The organism is Providencia huaxiensis (assembly GCF_002843235.3).
Lineage (GTDB): Bacteria > Pseudomonadota > Gammaproteobacteria > Enterobacterales > Enterobacteriaceae > Providencia > Providencia huaxiensis.
This window is the reverse complement of sequence record NZ_CP031123.2, coordinates 905,273-922,411: the sequence shown is the minus strand read 5'-3', so window position 1 is coordinate 922,411 and position 17,139 is coordinate 905,273. Positions and strand designations below refer to the sequence as shown.

The window sequence follows — 17,139 nt, the reverse complement described above, 5'->3', positions numbered from 1 at the left end:
AAATTAACACATGGAAAAGAAAGCATTAGCTCGTCACTTAGTGGCTATATTACTCAGCGGTTTATCTTATAATGCAGCAGCCAACACTTCATTTTCAAAGCCCGCACCAACATTAAGTGATATCAACGCATATGACATCAAAAACAACGTTAAAAGCATTGTTGGTATTAATGAAAGAATCAATAATATTGATAACCAAATAAGCCTGATGGACTCAAGTTTTAATAATAGCATTAATAGATTAAAGAAAAATAATAACAATAGGCTTAAATCAGAAACTACGAATATACGAAACGAGTTAGCAAATTTACGAGATACCGTAGATAATTCTATACTTGATTATTACAATGTAAACGCTGAAAAAATACAAAGTAACACTGATTTAATTAATGACCAAGTTACCTCAATAAACAAAGATAGAGAAAAAAAACACCATGCATTTGACTCAAAATTAAAAGAAGTCGAATTATATGTGCAAGGTGCATTAATTGGTGTAAATGCAGCCGACCAAGTCACTGAACAATTAAATACTAACATTCAGGATCTCGATAGAAAAGTCGTTGGAAATACCTCGTCAATCAAGACCCTAAAAAGTGATGCCGCAAAAACGCAAAAAGCGAACGAACTTAAATTCACAAAGTTAGAAAATAAATTTGACCATGGAGTCAGCCAGCTTGATAGCAAAATAGATAAGCGTGCCCAAGAAGCAAATGCGGGTATTGCATCCGTTGCAGCAATGAGCAATATCCCTTACGCAACAAATACCCGCTTTAGTGCCGGGGTTGGCGTGGGGAATTACAAAAATGGCTCAGCGATCGCTGCCGGGGCTCAATATCAACTAAAAGAAAATATCAACTTACGTAGTTCTGTTTCTTGGAATAATTCAGATGCTGCCGTTATCGGAGCGGGTGTCGCCTTCGGTTGGTAACTCTCTAACGCCTATTTTCATATAACTTTATAAATTATTTATATAACATTAACCAATAGTACCAATGATATATTGGTACTATTTTTAATTGCCTTAATCGGCCAATATCTAAATTAACAATCTCTGAGTTGAAATTAACCTTGGTGATAAGTCACAATCGCGATTGGTGTTGAGTTAATAGTAACCCAAAGGTTAGACATGCCGATACGCGTGTTCGATGACTCACTCACTTTATTACAGCTGGTTTCAGACTGGCATTGAGTGAGAACTTCACTGGCAATTTGCGAGTTAAAGCCCAGTTTTGTCAAATAGCCCATTTCATTTTCTAGCTTTTGTTGAAAGTTAGCAAAATCGGGTTTGGGTGAAGCATAATCCTCGACCCCAACAAGTGTGGTTGCAACTTGAATGAGTACACCGCCATCAAAAGTGAGTTGGTTTTCATAGCTCCAATCATTAAACGGCTTTTGTTGCCCAAAAGTGCAAACAGTTTTACTGCCACTTACTTGGCAATCCCCCGCCTTAATAAAGCTGATGCTATCCATACTTTGACCCCAGTTTAAGCCAAATAGTGCGGTCGATGTATCATCACACCCAATCAACAACAGCGCAGCAGCCCCAGCTATCATCCATTTCATACTCTCACCTCACTCGCCAATTTACTTTATGCTACAGGGGGAAGGGGTTAAATTAAAGTAAAAAAACCGTCAACCAGTAACTCACTCACAAATTGATTTTCAAATTTCAAGTGATTTGTTTAACACGAGATTCACATATAATTAATCATTATCAATAAGATAAAGTTAAAACATATAATTCAGCGTATACTCATTGCCAGATTTCCGCTGACTCTATACAATGCTCTGCTTTATACAGCCCCAGAGTCACGACAGTTACAGATAACCATCATATTATTAATCAGTTACCCCTCTAGCAATACCTAAAACCCCTAGAAGGCTCTCGAATAATAATATAGCTGAATCGTTACAACTTCACTTTATGATGAATTGATTTTGTAGCAGCTCGGTTTTTGTCACTGATGGTTTTGTCACTGATGAACAGGCTACAGATAATCATTTATTAACAGTATTATTAATAAATAACCATAACGTAAAGTATATATTGTGAAATTACTATTTTGTCTTTCTTTAACAACCGCCATTCTCTCTGGAGTATGGGCTTGGGTTGCAGATAGCTTAGGGTTAATCGGCTGGGCAGGCTTTTTAGGCTGTACGGCTTATTTCGCTTACCCTAAAAATGGGCTTAAAGGCCTAGGTGTGACCACATTAACTGTTTGTAGCGGCGTATTTTGGGGTTTAGTGATCCTGCATAGCGGTGACTACCTGCAACAATTACCTCACTTTGTAGGGTATTTTGTTACCGGTATAGTTGCCTTTTTGATGTGTATACAAGCGAAAAAACAGTGGCTTTCTTATATACCCGGTACGTTTGTCGGTACCTGTACTATTTTTGCCACTGAAGGTGCTTGGTTGGTGACTATTCAATCATTACTCATCGGTGTGTTATTTGGTTTTGCAATGAAGAAGAGTGGACTTTGGCTATTTGAAAAGTTCTCATCGGATAAAGGCTAATAAATATCCTCCGGCATAGCCGGAGGTTTTTAATATGCGCCTATAAGGCTTTGTTACCAGCCGCGCCCTAACAGGCGCATAACGGCTCTGACATTTGCATCTATGGATTACTTACGGCCCGTAAACGGGCTGCCCGGATAGGGGAGCGACAATTGCTCTCCCAATTTATCCTGTTCTAACTGATGTTTTATATATTCTTGTATTCGTTTCGTATTCTTTCCTACCGTATCAACATAGTACCCTCTGCACCAAAACTCTCTATTTCGATATTTAAACTTTAAATCCCCAAATTGCTCATAAAGCATTAGACTGCTTTTTCCTTTTAAATACCCCATAAAGCTCGAAACACTCATCTTGGGTGGGATTTCTAGAAGCATGTGTATGTGGTCAACACAACATTCTGCCTCCACTATCCTGACATTTTTCCACTCACACAATTTCCTTAAAATACTACCTATCGCCCTACGTTTTTCACCGTAGAAAACTTGCCTTCTATACTTTGGGGCAAAAACAATGTGATATTTACAATTCCATCGTGTATGCGCTAAGCTCTTTTCGTCCCCCATTGGGACCCCCTTTTGATTTTTTGTTTGACTCTTGCAGTTGCCAGACCGCAAGGTGTTTTAACAAATCAAAAGGGGTTTTAATATCTTATTCAAAGCTGAAAGCTTTACGGAACCCCCAGCCTAGCTGGGGGTTTTCTATACACAAAAAAAACCGCCAATGTGGCGGTTTAAATAAATCAATGAAACCAAGGGAATTTCAAACGAATTCGATATTACATTAAATTTCCCCAGCGGCAAGATATAACATTTTGATTTAACTAATAATTAATCAGACAGCACTTTAAGTATTCTTACTTACACTTACAAATATAATAACGACAATATTGTTAATAAAATGATAATATCCTAAGATTAAACTCTATTTTATATTAACCAAGCTTATGTAACTGGTCAAATATCGACCCCTCCTATATTCATTAATTTAATTACATTATGTAATTCGGATTTTTCTGCATCCCGCATTTATCAAAAATATCTAAAACCCTACCTTTTAAATTTTAGTGTAATTAACTTTTAATAATTAATAATCTAGCTTGTTAATCTAAAAGTACAGACAAAAAAGAATGATGGACTAGTAGAATTTGCATTATCAAACCATAAAATTATGGGGGCTTAAAAATGTATTCTTATTTTTCTGTTATACTTAAACAAGAAATATCTTATGACCTGCAATTGAATCTAACGAAAGGAAGAAGATATGATTAAAAAAATTTGTTTTTTAGCATGTTCATTAGCTGTCGTATTCTCTTTAAGCGCATGCAATACCACCAAAGGTGTTGGTGAGGATATCGAAGCAGGTGGCGAAGCCATACAAAGAGCAGCCAAATGATGATTACCGTCATCCTTAAATATTAGCTACCTCGACTAAAACTGGCATATATACCAACCGGTGACTGTTTCACCGCTTGGTATATAAATTGAAGTACCAATAAATTCCTAAACCCGACTCTATTAAAACGTAGGACATTTTAATATTGGCTAACAGGATCACAACTTAATTATGTCTCTCTTTTACAATGGAAACCATCCAGCTAGGAGAGCATAATGAACCCGAAAAATAAAATTAATGTGTTAGACCACATTTCACCTGAAATGCAGTCTGTAATGCAATTTTATGCAGAAAATCCATCCCCTTCCCCTATTGACACCAGCTATTACGGAATGCGACAAGCGTATATAGAAGATAGAAAATATTGGAATGCAGAAGCACCAATGATGCACAATATTTACGATATTCAAGTACCAACTCAATATGGCAATGTTTTGACTCGACTATTTCAGCCGATTAAATCCCCATCAGCCACCTTATTTTATCTCCATGGCGGTGGGTTCATTTTAGGTAATTTACAGACTCACAAACGTATTATGCGCTTACTGGCACTATATTCAGGCTGTACCGTTATCGGAGTTGATTATTCATTATCCCCTGAAGCTCGCTACCCCCAAGCCATTGAAGAAATATCCACCGTTTATCAGTATTATCAACAAAATGCCGCACAGCATAATATCAATATGCAACAAACTGGCTTTGCAGGTGACTCAGCTGGCGCAATGTTATCTCTTGCATCTGTCCTTTGGTTACGAGATAACACTATAGAAAATGCTAATATTAAATCCGTTTTATTGTGGTATGGGCTTTATGGCTTGCAGGATTCAATCAGCCGGCGGCTATATGGTGGAGAATGGGATGGGTTACAAAAAGAAGACTTAGAAAATTATGATAATGCCTATCTTGGTGAAGCAGGTGATAGAGAAGCGCCTTATTATTGCTTATTCAATAATGATTTAACCTACGGCATCCCACCTTGCTTTATTGCTAGTGCGGAATTTGACCCACTATTAGATGATAGCTTGGCTTTATTCCGAACACTCGACACTAACAATATGCCTTGTGAATATAAAATGTACCCAGGTACTTTACATGCCTTCTTACATTACTCACGCATGATGCAAATTTCAGATGAAGCAATTCGTGATGGCGCAAATTATTTTATCAAACAACTTTTATGATATTCATACAGTATTTATTGAAAATAGCACAGAGTTAAAACGAAAAAACCTCGCACTTGGCGAGGTTTTGAATTCTTAGCTTTTAGTTTATCGTTATTTTACGATAACGTTAGCTGCTGCTGGGCCTTTCGCACCATTTTCAATGGTGAATGTAACTTGTTGGCCTTCTGCTAAAGTTTTGAAGCTTTCGCTTTGAATTGCAGAGAAATGAACAAATACATCTTTGCTGCCATCTGCAGGTGTAATGAAGCCAAAACCTTTATCATCGTTAAACCATTTTACTGAACCAGTCATTGTATTAGACATAGAATTTCCTTTAATTTTTTAAAATTGCCATAAGGCATGTTGCGGTTTGTTTCTTGTGGTACTTATGGGAATTAATTAGAAGGAATTCGCAATGAAGTGGTATCTGAGATAACGCTTAATGGTGAACATCTTAAAACTGACTAACATAAATAGGCCTGTACTTCCAAACCAGTGAGCATATTAAGCCACACTTATAACCAAATGGCAAATATTATTTTTGCAATCCATTTGCCACACCAATACTTCACGCATTAATTGTAAATAATATAGATATCATTTAATCCAATAATATTATAAATATTAAGCAGTTAGTTATTTCACTATAATGTGCGTTGTCATGCTTAGTACCTATCAAAAACACCGTAATCCGGTCTTTCACCTCTCATTACAGCTCGCTGTTGTTCATGAACCGCTTCTCTATCGGCTTTTATTTGTTCCGATGAACGGGTGTCTTTATGTGGTTTAGGCCATGTTGATTTATTAGGTTCAAAGGAAGGCGTGAATGTACAGCCTGTAATTAAAAAAAGGCAAAATAGTGCGGTAATTAATTTCATAATGATTGCTTGTGTTTTTCTCGCATAAAATACTAAGTATATGTACTTATTGATCATACCAATACTTTTCAGTGTTCTAAATTATTATTTTGATATTTCGTTGATAAAATGAGTATTGATGACTCACAACAATATATAAAGTAGGATTTAAGATAACAAAAAAGCCGCATTACGCAGCTTGCAAATTTTGTAATCCATTATAGTTATAATTGACTGTTTTTCTCAGTTGGATCAAACGGAAGCCCGCCAGCAAATACAAATGATAACCCAACAATCACGAATGAAACCATAACAAAACACTTATCAATAATTTGTTTCATACTGTTCTTCCTATGCTTTAGTACCTAATTACAATATGCGAACTGATTATTATTGGCAATAAAAATGCCCCACCACTTCCCCAAAAGAGTAATAGCAAGGCAATCAATTTATCATATTCAAACTGATAGCTAAATCACACAGGCATAGACATAATCTCTTGATACGCTGCCACCAGCTTATTACGTACCTGAATTCCCATTTGCAAACTTAAACTCGCTTTTTGCATATCAACCATCACGTCATTCAAGGAAATATCTTGCTTTCCTAAAGTGAAGTTTTCAACTTGCTTCGCTGAATCATTACGCGTTTTATTAATTTGATTTACCGAAGCAACCAGATGGTCAGCAAATCCAACTGGCTCAATTGCTGGTTTAATTGGGTTAGTGGCTTGGGTTGCCACGACATTTAATTGTGAAATAACCCCTTCAATCGCTTGAACTGTCATTCGATTCTCTTCTTATTAATTACTGTGAATTTTTCACTAACCTATATTGGCCAGCTTACCCTATCACACCCTTTTTAACTTGAAGCCGATAAATAACACCAATTTTATAGGCTGATTCCGTCATTAGAACCCTCAAAAACAAGAAATAATAGCAAAGTGAAAAAGTGACGTTACGAAGAGGGAAATAACATTGTTTCACCAAAAGTATTTTCATCCGTCTAGTAGTCTGCCAAGCAGGGAATATTTATGAGTGCCGCATCTAAAGACACGGGGGAGGCCAAAAAGGGTTTTGCCTCTATAGTTGAAAGGATTAAAGCTGATCCTAAAATACCGTTAATGATTGCGGCAGCTGCGGCTGTTTCAATTATTGTCGCCCTTCTCCTCTGGTTACGCAGCCCTGACTACCGTGTACTTCTTAGCAATTTAAGTGCTAAAGATGGTGGCGATATTGTTGGCCAGCTAACTCAGATGAATGTGCCTTATCAAATTGCTGATAATGGTAGCGCTATTTTAGTTCCTGCAGATAAAGTGCATGAATTACGTTTAAAACTCGCTCAATCAGGTTTACCCAAAGGCGGCAATACCGGTTTTGAATTATTAGATAAAGAACAATTTGGTATCAGCCAATTTAGTGAGCAAATCAACTACCAACGCGCATTAGAGGGTGAACTCTCTCGAACTATTGAATCACTAAGCCCAGTACAAAGTGCTCGGGTGCATTTAGCCATTCCTAAACCAACATTATTTGTACGAGAGCAAAAGCTACCAACCGCTTCAGTGACGGTTGGCTTATTACCGGGAAGAATGCTTGATGAGGGACAAATTAGCGCCATTGTCCATATGGTATCGAGTAGCGTAACAGGCCTAACAGCCAGTAATGTCATTATTGTTGACCAAGCGGGTCGCTTACTCACCAATAACGATAATAGCCAGCAATCGGCGAACAGCGCACAAATTAAAATGACCAAAGAGATGGAATCCCATCTTAAACAGCGCATCGAAGATATTCTATCCCCTCTCGTAGGGCGCGCTAATATCCACGCACAAGTCACCGCACAAATGGATTTCTCAAAAGTTGAACAAACTTCAGAGGAATATAAACCCAACCAAACACCAGATAGCGCCGCTATTCGTTCCCGCCAAAACAGCCAAAGTATGCAAAATAACAATGGCGGAACAGGTGGAGTGCCTGGTGCGCTTTCTAATCAACCCGTTAGTGCACCAAATGCACCAATTGAAACCAATAAAGACAATAAAGATGGCGCTCAAACTGCAAATAACCGTAATAGCGTTTCGAACTCACAAAGCGATGAAACGACGAATTACGAGGTAGATCGCAAAATTAGTCATACCCAACGGCAAATTGGTGTCGTCGATAGGCTCTCGGTCGCAGTTATTGTCAATTACCATTCACAAGACAGTGAAAATGGCCCAGAAATGAAACCATTACCGCCAGAGATGCTGCAACAAATTGAAGCATTAACACGCGAAGCAATGGGTTTTTCCACTGCACGAGGTGATTCTCTCAATATTACGAATTCATTGTTTACCAATGAGACACCTATTGAAGAAGTGCCTTCGTTACTTGAAAGCCCACAATTTATTGCCCAGCTTCTGGATTACGGAAAAATACTGCTTATTGCCATTATTGCTTGGTTTATGTGGCGTTTTGGTATCAAACCACAATGGGTTAAATACCGTAAGACACAGCAAGCCCAAGCCGAAGCTGAGGTTTTTGTTGCCACGCAACTGAAAACTCCGCTCGTGGTTGATGAAGCGATTGATGAAGAAATGGATGAGCAAACACGCCGTCGCCTGACTCGTCAACGTGTTAGTGCTGAAATCCAAAGCCAACGCATACGTGAAATGGCAGAAAAAGACCCACAAATCGTGGCAATGGTTATCCGTCAGTGGTTAGGAAAATCCCAATGAGTTTAAGTGGAACAGAAAAAAGTGCCGTGATGTTAATGACGCTCGGTGAAGATCAGGCTGCAGAAGTCTTTAAGCACCTGAATCCTAAAGAAGTTCAACAATTGAGTATGGCAGTGTCAAACATGCGCCAAATTTCAAATAACGAACTGGCAGAAGTATTAACGGAATTTGAAGAGTCAGCGATCCAATTCGCGGCTCTCAATATCAACACGAATGACTATCTGCGCTCTGTATTGGTGAAAGCACTTGGCGAAGAACGCGCTGCAAGCTTACTTGAGGATATCTTTGAAAAACAAGAAACAACCTCGGGGATCGAAAGCCTCAACTATATGGAGCCCCAAACTGTTGCCGATATTATCCGTGATGAACATCCGCAAATTATCGCGACTATTTTGGTTCACTTAAAACGCAATCTTGCAGCGGATGTCCTCGAATTATTCGAAGAGCGCCAACGCAACGATATTATGTTACGTATCGCCACCTTCGGTGGTGTCCAACCTGCTGCATTAGCGGAATTAACCGAGGTATTGAACAACTTACTGGATGGCCAAAACCTCAAACGCAGCAAAATGGGTGGCGTGAGAACTGCGGCAGAAATCATCAACTTGATGAAAAGCCAGCAAGAAGAAAGCGTTATCGATGCAATGCGTGATTACGATGGTGAACTGGCTCAACGCATTATTGACGAAATGTTCCTATTCGAAAACCTTATCGAGGTGGACAACCGCAGCATTCAACGTATTTTGCAGGATGTTTCGACAGACTCACTGGTTATTGCCCTCAAAGGCAGCAACCAAGCTCTGCGCGACCACTTCCTCAACAATATGGCCGCTCGTGCTGCAGAAATCGTGCGCGACGATTTGGAATCGCGCTCTCCTGTACGTATGTCTCAAGTGGAAAACGAACAAAAAGCCATTTTGCTTATCGTTCGCCGTTTAGTCGAAAAAGGCGAAATCGCTATAGGTGGTGGAGACGATGTCTATGTCTAAGTCAACAATTCCAAATGACCAATGGCAACCTTGGCAACTGCGTGAGCTTAATCAATGGGACCTCAACTCAGGTATCCCCGCACTAAGCGATGTCCCTGAGCCTGATGCGCCAAAAGTCCCGTGCCTTGAGCCAAAAGAAGTGTTAGAGCAAATTAACTTGCTCGATAACATAAAAGAAGATGCTCAGCGCACTGGTTTCCAACAAGGGCATGAAAAAGGCCAGCAAGAAGGTTACCAAGCGGGCTTTGAGCAAGGCTTGCGAGCTGGAGAAGAACAAGGGCGTGAGCAAGCGCTCGCTATGCAACAACCCGTGATTGAAACATGGCAAAAATTGCTGTCTGAATTTAATTATTCACTCGATACCTTTGATACGGTGGTGACCACAAAGCTACTACAGATAGCTTTAACCGCAGCGAAGCAAGTGTTAGGACAATCTACCGTTTGTGATGGCACTGCTTTGCTGGAAGAAATCAGCCACTTACTGCAGCAAAAGCCAATTTTTGCAGGGCAGCCTGAACTGCACGTCAACCCAAATCATTTTGAATTGATTGAACAGCATCTCGGTTCCCTGCTCAACTTAAATGGTTGGCGCTTAGTGGCAGATCCTAAATTGCATCTCGGTGGTTGCCGTGTCGTCGCAGAAGACGGTGAAATTGATATGACAGTAGCGACACGCTGGCAAGAGTTGTGCCGTTTATATGCACCGGAGAGCTTTTCATGACTGCACGATTGGGACGCTGGATTGCCTCGTTGGACGATTTAGAGTCGCGGATGAAAGGGATCCCGATGGTGCGTCGTTATGGCCGCCTCACAAAAATCACCGGCTTAGTGATGGAAGCCGAAGGCATTAAAATGCCTTTAGGGGCAACTTGTTTTATTGAGCGCTCAATTAATGGCGGCTCAGACGAAGTAGTCTGTGAAGTCGTCGGTTTTAACGGCCCAAGAATGCTACTTATGCCATTAGCTGACCTCGAAGGGATCGCTCCTGGTGCGCGTGTTTATGCACAATCAACCGGAGATGACGGGCAAACCAGCCGCTTACTCCCCATTGGTAATGAATTATTAGGCAGAGTGCTTGATGCCCAAGGCAACCCATTAGACGGAAAAGGCCCATTAGAGGTAAAAACACGCGCCCCCTTAATTACCCCACCAATTAACCCATTGGAGCGAACACCTATTAGCAGTGTATTGGATGTCGGTGTTCGGGCAATAAATGCGTTATTAACAGTTGGCCGAGGCCAACGTATGGGCCTATTCGCTGGCTCTGGTGTAGGTAAAAGTGTATTACTCGGCATGATGGCACGCTTTACTCAAGCCGATATTATCGTGGTTGGGTTGATCGGTGAACGTGGTCGTGAAGTTAAAGATTTCATTGAAAATATTCTAGGGGCTGATGGCTTAAAACGTGCTGTTGTCGTTGCTGCACCTGCCGATGTGTCCCCTCTATTGCGCATGCAAGGCGCCTCTTATGCCACTCGTATCGCAGAATATTTTCGCGATAAAGGCTTAAGTGTGTTGCTGATTATGGACTCACTTACCCGGTACAGTATGGCACAACGTGAAATTGCTTTAGCCGTCGGTGAACCGCCAGCAACCAAAGGCTATCCACCTTCTGTTTTCGCCAAATTACCTGCTTTAGTTGAGCGTGCGGGGAATGGGAAAAATGGTGGGTCAATTACGGCCTTCTATACCGTTTTAACTGAGGGAGATGACCAACAAGACCCGATCGCCGACTCGGCTCGTGCGATTTTGGATGGTCATATTGTCCTTTCACGATCACTGGCTGAGTCAGGGCACTACCCTGCGATTGATATCGAGGCATCCATTAGCCGAGCAATGACGGAGCTCATTCCTAAAGAGCATTACCGAAAAATTCAACGTTTCAAACAGTTAACCTCCAGTTACCAACGTAACCGAGACTTAATTAACGTGGGTGCGTACGCCATGGGCAGTGACCCCATGTTAGATACGGCAATTCAGTATTATCCGCGAATGTCGACTTTTTTACAGCAGGATATTGATGAGCGATGTGACTATCAAACCGCATGTGATCAGCTCACTCAAGTAGTTCCCAACGAATAACGAGGGGATAAATGGCCAAAAATAATGCCTTAACAACATTACTCACCTTAGCCGTCGAAGCCTCAGAAGAAGCGGCTAAGGTGTTAGCTCAAGTGCGCCAAACCCATACACAAATGGCGCAGCAACTGAATATGTTGGAAAACTACCAATCCGAGTATCGTCAAAAACTCAACCAAACCTTACATACGGGTATGGAATCGGATAAGTGGCAGAATTATCAGCAATTTTTGGTCACATTGGAACTGACCATCGAACAACAGCAACAGCAACTAAATTTATGGGAACAACGCGTTAGCGAAGCTAACCGTCATTGGCAAGAAAAACAACAGCGTGTCAATGCGTTCGACACATTAATTCAACGTGCTGAACATACTGAATACCAACGTCAAAACCGCTTAGAACAAAAACAAATGGACGAGTTTGCTCAGCGAGCGACTTTACGGAGACCTCAATAAATGGACATCAATGCCCTGAATGTGCCAGCCGCATCATCGACTAAAAATGGCAATATACAACAAAATGAATCGCGCACTGATGAAAATCAAGCCCCTGCACTCCCCTTTCAAGCCATGCTTGATAACCAGCAACCGATTGAAAAACAAAATGCCGCCAATCAACCAGTCAATGAAGAAGCGCTTAACAAAGACATTGTTGACAACAAACTGGCAATAGCGAGTAAAGAAACTGTTGAACAAACCCAAGTTGGGCAAAAAAATGCTGAAAACACAATTGAACAACTGAACTTTAGCCGTAACTTGCGTGCCGATAGCGTGCAAACTGCACTTAATACAGAGTTATTGACAGGCAAAGATACCAACAAACAAGCATGGCTAAATAACTTGAAACAGTCATTAACTGGCCAAGTGCAAACGGTGGCGAGTACGGCAATCAAAACTGAATCCCATCCAGTTTTAGGCGCATTTACTCAAAAAATGCAGCATCTAACGGATAATACAAATGGCATCATTAATGAAGATGATGGCAAACACCTTGAAAGCTCACAGCAACAAATCGCAGGCGAAGAAGACAGCCCTGAACTTGGGGTATTTATTAAGAATGAAAAAGAAGAACGCCGTGATCAGTCTCTTTTTCCCCTTGATAACCAACGCGATATACGTGGCAAAAATTTAACTGCTGATTTTATGCCATTGAATAAAAAAGTGAGTGATAAAGACCCAGTATTAAACCTACAAAATGTTTCCAGCGAGGCCCTAAACCAAACCACGAAAAGCGCATTTACACTACAAACTGAAACTGGCGCTTTTACTACCACATCCTCACAGCACACAACAACTATGCCAGTTAGTATGATGCCAACGGCAACGACCGCACAGGCCGCTGCAATGAATGCGCCCACGGCAACACCAACTATGCATTTAGCTAGCCAATTAGGCAGCGAAGCGTGGCAGCAGCAATTAAGCCAACATATGTTATTTTTCTCTCGTCAAGGGGTGTCTCAGGCACAAATTCGTTTGCATCCAGAAGAGTTAGGCTCGCTCAATGTGCATTTACGTATAGAAGATAACCAAGCCGTGATACACTTTGTCTCCCCGCATAGTCATGTGCGAGCCGCAATGGAGTCCATGATGCCTGTGCTACGTAGCGCACTACAAGAAAGTGGCATTCACCTAGCTCAAGGCTCTGTCGGTCAAGATAATTTGAACCATCAGTCAGATAACCCGCAACAAAGTACCCACCAACACGATGGACAAATTCAAGCAACACATCCATCCATGGGAGCTGTTGGTATTAGCGAAGCGAATACAACTGTTTCACCAATAACAACAGCATCACGACAAGGTGGTATTAACACTTTTGCGTAAAAAATAAACAAAATGCGGTAATTTCCTAGCTAAAGCGCCGAGTTACCGCCTTTTTGTTTCGTTTTTCACTCCTTTAACTCTTGGCAACCAAGCCATAATGCTAGAGATCATAACGTAAAAACCCATCTGGGTTTAGCACCCAAGAAACAGGAATTCAGCTAAATGTCGTCGAGCAAAAAATCAAACAGTTCCAACAAAGGGTTGATTATTCTATTTGCCCTTCTTGCCCTTGCTGGTGCAGGGTTTGGGGGTTATACCTGGTGGACGACACAACAAGGCGCACAAACGGATAGTGAAGAAGAAAAGCGCCCGAATATGCCACAGCCTATTTTTATGGAATTAGAGCCATTTACCGTCAATTTAACCGGTGCTGCTGATACGCCTGATCGCGTGCTCTATATCCATGTGACTTTACGACTCGCGAATGAAAAATCGCGTAAACAGCTTCATGAATACCTCCCTGAAGTACGTAGCCGTTTGTTACTGCTGCTTTCAGAGCAAAAAGCAAAAAATATCGAGACACATGAAGGTAAGTTGCAGTTAATGAAAGATATTAAGCAAACCCTCACCCCTACCCTGATCCCGGGGGATACCGATCAGGATATTTCTGATGTGTTATTCACTACTTTTATTCTGCGGTAATATTCATGAGCGATAATATTTTATCTCAGGCCGAAATTGATGCGCTGCTTAATGACGATGCACCATCAAGCAGTACGCCTGTACCAGAGATGCAAGGGAAAGATAATGTTCGCCCTTACGACCCGAATACTCAACGTCGAGTTATTCGAGAACGAATGCAGTCTCTCGAAATCATCAATGAACGTTTTGCTCGCCAATTCCGTATGGGTTTGTTCAATATGTTACGTCGCAGCCCAGATATTACGGTGGGTGGGATTAAAATCGAACCTTATCACGAATTTGCACGTAATTTACCTGTCCCAACTAACTTAAACTTAATTCATATGCCGCCATTACGGGGCACAGCATTGTTTACCTTTGAGCCTGCGTTAGTTTATATCGCTGTCGACAATCTGTTTGGTGGAGATGGCCGTTTTCCTGTACGACAAGAAGGTAAAGAGTTTACCAATACTGAGCAACGTATTATCAATCGCATGCTCAAGCTCGCTTTAGGGGCATATCGCGATGCTTGGAAACCCATTGCTGATATTGAAGTGGAATATGTGCGCTCTGAAATCCAAGTCAAATTCACCAATATCACGACGTCCCCAAATGACATCGTAGTCACCACACCGTTTTTAGTGGAGATAGGCAATACCGTTGGTGAATTCAGTATTTGTATTCCGATCGCTATGATTGAGCCATTGCGTGAGCGCTTAATTAACCCACCAATGGAACAAGGTCACCAAGAAAACGAAACTTGGGTAACCAACCTTGTTACCCAAGTAAAACGCTCCGAACTTGAATTGGTCGCCAACTTTGTTGACATTCCAATGCGAATTTCTCGCTTACTGCAACTGCAAAAAGGGGATGTGCTCCCAATTGAGAAGCCTGACCGCCTCATCGTTAATGTTGATGGTGTTCCCGTATTAACCAGTCAATACGGTACTCAAAATGGCCAGTATGCATTGCGTGTAGAACATTTGATTAACCCTGTATTAAACACTCTAGATGAGGAAAGTACCAATGAGTGAGGCGAAGAACTCTCCTGATGCATCAACCAATCACGACAGTGAAGACCTATGGGCTGAAGCGCTGGAACAGCAAAAAAAAGCGGAATCCGCCTCAGCTGGTGCACAGGCTTTTGATAACTTTGATGGACAAAACCCATTAAACCAATTGTCCGACATCGATATGATCATGGACATCCCAGTGCGCCTGTCAGTAGAGCTGGGCCGCACTAAAATGACCATAAAAAAATTACTGAGCTTATCCCAAGGTTCTGTGGTGTCTCTGGATGGCTTAGCGGGTGAACCATTGGATATTTTAATCAATGGCTATTTGATCGCACAGGGTGAAGTGGTCGTGGTTTCAGACAATTACGGTATTCGTATTACTGACATCATTACGCCTTCCGAACGTATGCGCCGTTTAAGTCGTTAAATAACAACATGAGTCGATAATAATGGCAATATCCAATCAAGCTGAGCAGGCACCGACATCTGTGCCTTTTTTATCAACAACCGTTTCCTCCAGTGAACCTAATGCACCGGCTATTGACCACAATGATAGCTTGACGCAAATATCGGGCGCTTTAGGGGGGATCATTTTATTGATATTAGCCGGGGCTTGGTTGGTGAAAAAATTAGGATTTGCCCCAAAAAAAATGGGCAAAGAGCAAATCGTAAAAGTCAAAAGTCGCTGCTCACTGGGTAATAAAGAACGCGTTGTGGTTGTCGAGGTGAACAATGAGTGTTTGGTATTAGGTGTCACCTCACAAAATATCAGCCTCTTACACCAATATCCGTCAGAGCCTGAAAACACAACGGCATTGCCAGTTGAACCACTCACATTTCAGTCTTTATTAAAGAAAAAACAAGAGGCTGCAAAATTTGCGGCTTCAGTTACATCTATACATAAGTAATCGGAAACGCTCATGTTATCTTTTAAATCTCTATTTACGATTACTGCCCTCTTGTTTTTATTGCCAAATTCCGCCTCTGCGGCACTGCCTGCCATTATTAGCCACTCAATGGCAGATGGCGGTCAAACTTGGTCTTTACCCGTTCAAACGCTATTATTTTTAACCTTACTAGGCTTTATTCCCGCCTTATTGTTAATGATGACCAGTTTTACCCGCATCATTATTGTTTTAGGTTTATTGCGTAACGCACTCGGAACGCCCTCCGCTCCTCCGAATCAAGTCTTACTAGGCTTGGCACTATTTTTGACCTTTTTTGTGATGTCACCCGTTGCCGACCAAGTTTACCGCGAAGCCTACCAGCCGTTTAGCGAAGACAAAATTAGCCTCGAAACGGCTTTAGAGAAAGGAACCGCCCCATTAAGAACCTTCATGTTAGGACAAACGCGCGAATCTGACTTAGCCCTGTTTGCAAGGATAGCGAAAGTGGGTGAAATTCAAGAAGCGAAAGATGTTCCGTTACGTATTTTAGTACCCGCTTTTATTACCAGCGAACTCAAAACTGCATTCCAAATTGGCTTTACCATTTTTATTCCATTTTTAATCATCGACTTAGTGGTGGCTAGTGTCTTGATGGCATTAGGGATGATGATGGTTCCCCCCGCAACAGTTTCATTGCCATTCAAATTAATGCTGTTTGTATTAGTCGATGGCTGGCAATTATTGCTTGGCTCATTATCGCAAAGCTTTTTTAATTAGGATTATTTTACTCGGAGTAGTCATGACACCTGAATCAGTGATGGCGATGGGAACAGAGGCGATGAAAATCGCACTGATGCTAGCGGCTCCCTTGTTATTAGCCGCTTTAGCCGCGGGTTTAATTATCAGCTTACTGCAAGCCGCCACACAAGTGAATGAAATGACATTGTCTTTTATTCCTAAAATTTTGTCGGTCATTTCCGTGATCATTATTGCAGGTCCCTGGATGCTGAATTTGCTCATTGACTATATGCGGTCTTTGCTTAGCAGCTTACCATTTATTATTGGTTAAC

The 17,139-nt window shown here is 41.3% G+C and carries 21 protein-coding genes; 16 read left to right on the top strand and 5 right to left on the bottom strand.

Annotated elements, in window-relative coordinates:
• Positions 1-10: 10 nt before the first annotated feature.
• On the top strand, positions 11-928 hold the full coding sequence (locus tag CYG50_RS05615) for a YadA C-terminal domain-containing protein (protein ID WP_232368193.1): 918 nt from the start codon (positions 11-13) through the stop codon (positions 926-928).
• 134 nt (positions 929-1,062) lie between these two features.
• Here the strand turns inward: CYG50_RS05615 and CYG50_RS05610 are convergent, their stop codons facing one another.
• On the bottom strand, positions 1,063-1,563 hold the full coding sequence (locus tag CYG50_RS05610; protein ID WP_102139321.1) for a hypothetical protein: 501 nt from the start codon (positions 1,561-1,563) through the stop codon (positions 1,063-1,065).
• Positions 1,564-2,049: 486 nt separating this feature from the next.
• On the opposite strand from CYG50_RS05610, the gene CYG50_RS05605 reads away from it, so the two are divergent.
• Entirely contained in the window at positions 2,050-2,517 is a 468-nt protein-coding gene (locus CYG50_RS05605) for a DUF1097 domain-containing protein (protein WP_102139322.1), read from the top strand.
• A 107-nt stretch (positions 2,518-2,624) separates the two neighbouring features.
• On the opposite strand, the gene tnpA is transcribed toward CYG50_RS05605, so the two are convergent.
• Positions 2,625-3,083, bottom strand: coding sequence for an IS200/IS605 family transposase (gene tnpA / locus CYG50_RS05600; protein ID WP_114365413.1), 459 nt, complete (start codon positions 3,081-3,083; stop codon positions 2,625-2,627).
• A 697-nt stretch (positions 3,084-3,780) separates the two neighbouring features.
• On the opposite strand from tnpA, the gene CYG50_RS05595 reads away from it, so the two are divergent.
• Both CYG50_RS05595 and aes read left to right on the top strand, forming a co-directional pair.
• Positions 3,781-3,912 carry an entericidin A/B family lipoprotein gene (locus tag CYG50_RS05595; protein WP_004255580.1) on the top strand — a complete coding sequence of 44 codons (132 nt, stop codon included), beginning with the start codon at positions 3,781-3,783 and terminating at the stop codon, positions 3,910-3,912.
• 215 nt (positions 3,913-4,127) lie between these two features.
• Positions 4,128-5,093, top strand: a complete 966-nt coding sequence (gene aes / locus CYG50_RS05590) for an acetyl esterase (protein ID WP_102139627.1) — start codon at positions 4,128-4,130, stop codon at positions 5,091-5,093.
• A gap of 93 nt (positions 5,094-5,186) precedes the next feature.
• On the opposite strand, the gene cspE is transcribed toward aes, so the two are convergent.
• The 3 genes from cspE to fliE all read right to left on the bottom strand — a co-directional run bounded on the left by cspE (position 5,187) and on the right by fliE (position 6,719).
• Positions 5,187-5,399, bottom strand: coding sequence for a transcription antiterminator/RNA stability regulator CspE (gene cspE, locus CYG50_RS05585; protein ID WP_102139626.1), 213 nt, complete (start codon positions 5,397-5,399; stop codon positions 5,187-5,189).
• Between the two features lie 341 nt (positions 5,400-5,740).
• Positions 5,741-5,953 carry a LolA-like protein gene (locus CYG50_RS05580; RefSeq protein ID WP_102139631.1) on the bottom strand — a complete coding sequence of 71 codons (213 nt, stop codon included), beginning with the start codon at positions 5,951-5,953 and terminating at the stop codon, positions 5,741-5,743.
• A 454-nt stretch (positions 5,954-6,407) separates the two neighbouring features.
• On the bottom strand, positions 6,408-6,719 hold the full coding sequence (gene fliE / locus CYG50_RS05575) for a flagellar hook-basal body complex protein FliE (protein WP_102139625.1): 312 nt from the start codon (positions 6,717-6,719) through the stop codon (positions 6,408-6,410).
• 246 nt (positions 6,720-6,965) lie between these two features.
• Between fliE and fliF the strand changes: the two genes are divergently transcribed.
• The 12 genes from fliF to fliQ all read left to right on the top strand — a co-directional run bounded on the left by fliF (position 6,966) and on the right by fliQ (position 17,138).
• The gene (gene fliF / locus CYG50_RS05570; RefSeq protein ID WP_102139624.1) at positions 6,966-8,651 is read left to right on the top strand and encodes a flagellar basal-body MS-ring/collar protein FliF; all 1,686 of its coding nucleotides are present in this window, start codon (positions 6,966-6,968) and stop codon (positions 8,649-8,651) included.
• Positions 8,648-9,640 carry a flagellar motor switch protein FliG gene (fliG, locus tag CYG50_RS05565; protein ID WP_004255600.1) on the top strand — a complete coding sequence of 331 codons (993 nt, stop codon included), beginning with the start codon at positions 8,648-8,650 and terminating at the stop codon, positions 9,638-9,640. Before fliF ends, fliG begins: the two co-directional genes overlap by 4 nt.
• Positions 9,633-10,361 carry a flagellar assembly protein FliH gene (gene fliH, locus CYG50_RS05560; protein WP_102139623.1) on the top strand — a complete coding sequence of 243 codons (729 nt, stop codon included), beginning with the start codon at positions 9,633-9,635 and terminating at the stop codon, positions 10,359-10,361. Before fliG ends, fliH begins: the two co-directional genes overlap by 8 nt.
• The gene (fliI, locus tag CYG50_RS05555; protein WP_102139622.1) at positions 10,358-11,722 is read left to right on the top strand and encodes a flagellar protein export ATPase FliI; all 1,365 of its coding nucleotides are present in this window, start codon (positions 10,358-10,360) and stop codon (positions 11,720-11,722) included. The genes fliH and fliI overlap by 4 nt, the downstream gene beginning before the upstream one ends.
• An 11-nt stretch (positions 11,723-11,733) precedes the next feature.
• Complete coding sequence (gene fliJ, locus CYG50_RS05550) at positions 11,734-12,177, top strand: flagellar export protein FliJ (protein ID WP_102139621.1); 444 nt, start codon at positions 11,734-11,736, stop codon at positions 12,175-12,177.
• Complete coding sequence (locus CYG50_RS05545; RefSeq protein ID WP_102139620.1) at positions 12,178-13,545, top strand: flagellar hook-length control protein FliK; 1,368 nt, start codon at positions 12,178-12,180, stop codon at positions 13,543-13,545.
• Positions 13,546-13,707: 162 nt separating this feature from the next.
• A complete protein-coding gene (gene fliL, locus CYG50_RS05540) occupies positions 13,708-14,187 on the top strand; it encodes a flagellar basal body-associated protein FliL (RefSeq protein WP_102139619.1) in 480 nt (159 codons plus the stop codon).
• A 5-nt stretch (positions 14,188-14,192) separates the two neighbouring features.
• Entirely contained in the window at positions 14,193-15,200 is a 1,008-nt protein-coding gene (fliM, locus tag CYG50_RS05535; RefSeq protein ID WP_102139618.1) for a flagellar motor switch protein FliM, read from the top strand.
• Positions 15,193-15,609: a flagellar motor switch protein FliN gene (gene fliN / locus CYG50_RS05530; RefSeq protein WP_004255621.1), complete on the top strand. Its 417-nt coding sequence runs from the start codon at positions 15,193-15,195 to the stop codon at positions 15,607-15,609. Before fliM ends, fliN begins: the two co-directional genes overlap by 8 nt.
• Positions 15,610-15,631: 22 nt before the next feature.
• Complete coding sequence (gene fliO / locus CYG50_RS05525; RefSeq protein ID WP_102139617.1) at positions 15,632-16,090, top strand: flagellar biosynthetic protein FliO; 459 nt, start codon at positions 15,632-15,634, stop codon at positions 16,088-16,090.
• 12 nt (positions 16,091-16,102) lie between these two features.
• Positions 16,103-16,846, top strand: coding sequence for a flagellar type III secretion system pore protein FliP (fliP, locus tag CYG50_RS05520; RefSeq protein ID WP_102139616.1), 744 nt, complete (start codon positions 16,103-16,105; stop codon positions 16,844-16,846).
• Between the two features lie 22 nt (positions 16,847-16,868).
• The gene (fliQ, locus tag CYG50_RS05515) at positions 16,869-17,138 is read left to right on the top strand and encodes a flagellar biosynthesis protein FliQ (RefSeq protein WP_102139615.1); all 270 of its coding nucleotides are present in this window, start codon (positions 16,869-16,871) and stop codon (positions 17,136-17,138) included.
• Position 17,139: the final 1 nt, after the last annotated feature.

Excerpts from the sequence above, each read along its gene's own strand:
- CYG50_RS05615 (WP_232368193.1), top strand. The coding sequence starts at position 11 with ATGGAAAAGAAAGCATTAGCTCGTCACTTAGTGGCTATATTACTCAGC.
- CYG50_RS05610 (WP_102139321.1), bottom strand. The coding sequence starts at position 1,563 with ATGAAATGGATGATAGCTGGGGCTGCTGCGCTGTTGTTGATTGGGTGT.
- tnpA (WP_114365413.1), bottom strand. The coding sequence starts at position 3,083 with ATGGGGGACGAAAAGAGCTTAGCGCATACACGATGGAATTGTAAATAT.
- CYG50_RS05595 (WP_004255580.1), top strand. The coding sequence starts at position 3,781 with ATGATTAAAAAAATTTGTTTTTTAGCATGTTCATTAGCTGTCGTATTC.
- aes (WP_102139627.1), top strand. The coding sequence starts at position 4,128 with ATGAACCCGAAAAATAAAATTAATGTGTTAGACCACATTTCACCTGAA.
- cspE (WP_102139626.1), bottom strand. The coding sequence starts at position 5,399 with ATGTCTAATACAATGACTGGTTCAGTAAAATGGTTTAACGATGATAAA.
- CYG50_RS05580 (WP_102139631.1), bottom strand. The coding sequence starts at position 5,953 with ATGAAATTAATTACCGCACTATTTTGCCTTTTTTTAATTACAGGCTGT.
- fliE (WP_102139625.1), bottom strand. The coding sequence starts at position 6,719 with ATGACAGTTCAAGCGATTGAAGGGGTTATTTCACAATTAAATGTCGTG.
- fliF (WP_102139624.1), top strand. The coding sequence starts at position 6,966 with ATGAGTGCCGCATCTAAAGACACGGGGGAGGCCAAAAAGGGTTTTGCC.
- fliG (WP_004255600.1), top strand. The coding sequence starts at position 8,648 with ATGAGTTTAAGTGGAACAGAAAAAAGTGCCGTGATGTTAATGACGCTC.
- fliH (WP_102139623.1), top strand. The coding sequence starts at position 9,633 with ATGTCTAAGTCAACAATTCCAAATGACCAATGGCAACCTTGGCAACTG.
- fliI (WP_102139622.1), top strand. The coding sequence starts at position 10,358 with ATGACTGCACGATTGGGACGCTGGATTGCCTCGTTGGACGATTTAGAG.
- fliJ (WP_102139621.1), top strand. The coding sequence starts at position 11,734 with ATGGCCAAAAATAATGCCTTAACAACATTACTCACCTTAGCCGTCGAA.
- CYG50_RS05545 (WP_102139620.1), top strand. The coding sequence starts at position 12,178 with ATGGACATCAATGCCCTGAATGTGCCAGCCGCATCATCGACTAAAAAT.
- fliL (WP_102139619.1), top strand. The coding sequence starts at position 13,708 with ATGTCGTCGAGCAAAAAATCAAACAGTTCCAACAAAGGGTTGATTATT.
- fliM (WP_102139618.1), top strand. The coding sequence starts at position 14,193 with ATGAGCGATAATATTTTATCTCAGGCCGAAATTGATGCGCTGCTTAAT.
- fliN (WP_004255621.1), top strand. The coding sequence starts at position 15,193 with ATGAGTGAGGCGAAGAACTCTCCTGATGCATCAACCAATCACGACAGT.
- fliO (WP_102139617.1), top strand. The coding sequence starts at position 15,632 with ATGGCAATATCCAATCAAGCTGAGCAGGCACCGACATCTGTGCCTTTT.
- fliP (WP_102139616.1), top strand. The coding sequence starts at position 16,103 with ATGTTATCTTTTAAATCTCTATTTACGATTACTGCCCTCTTGTTTTTA.
- fliQ (WP_102139615.1), top strand. The coding sequence starts at position 16,869 with ATGACACCTGAATCAGTGATGGCGATGGGAACAGAGGCGATGAAAATC.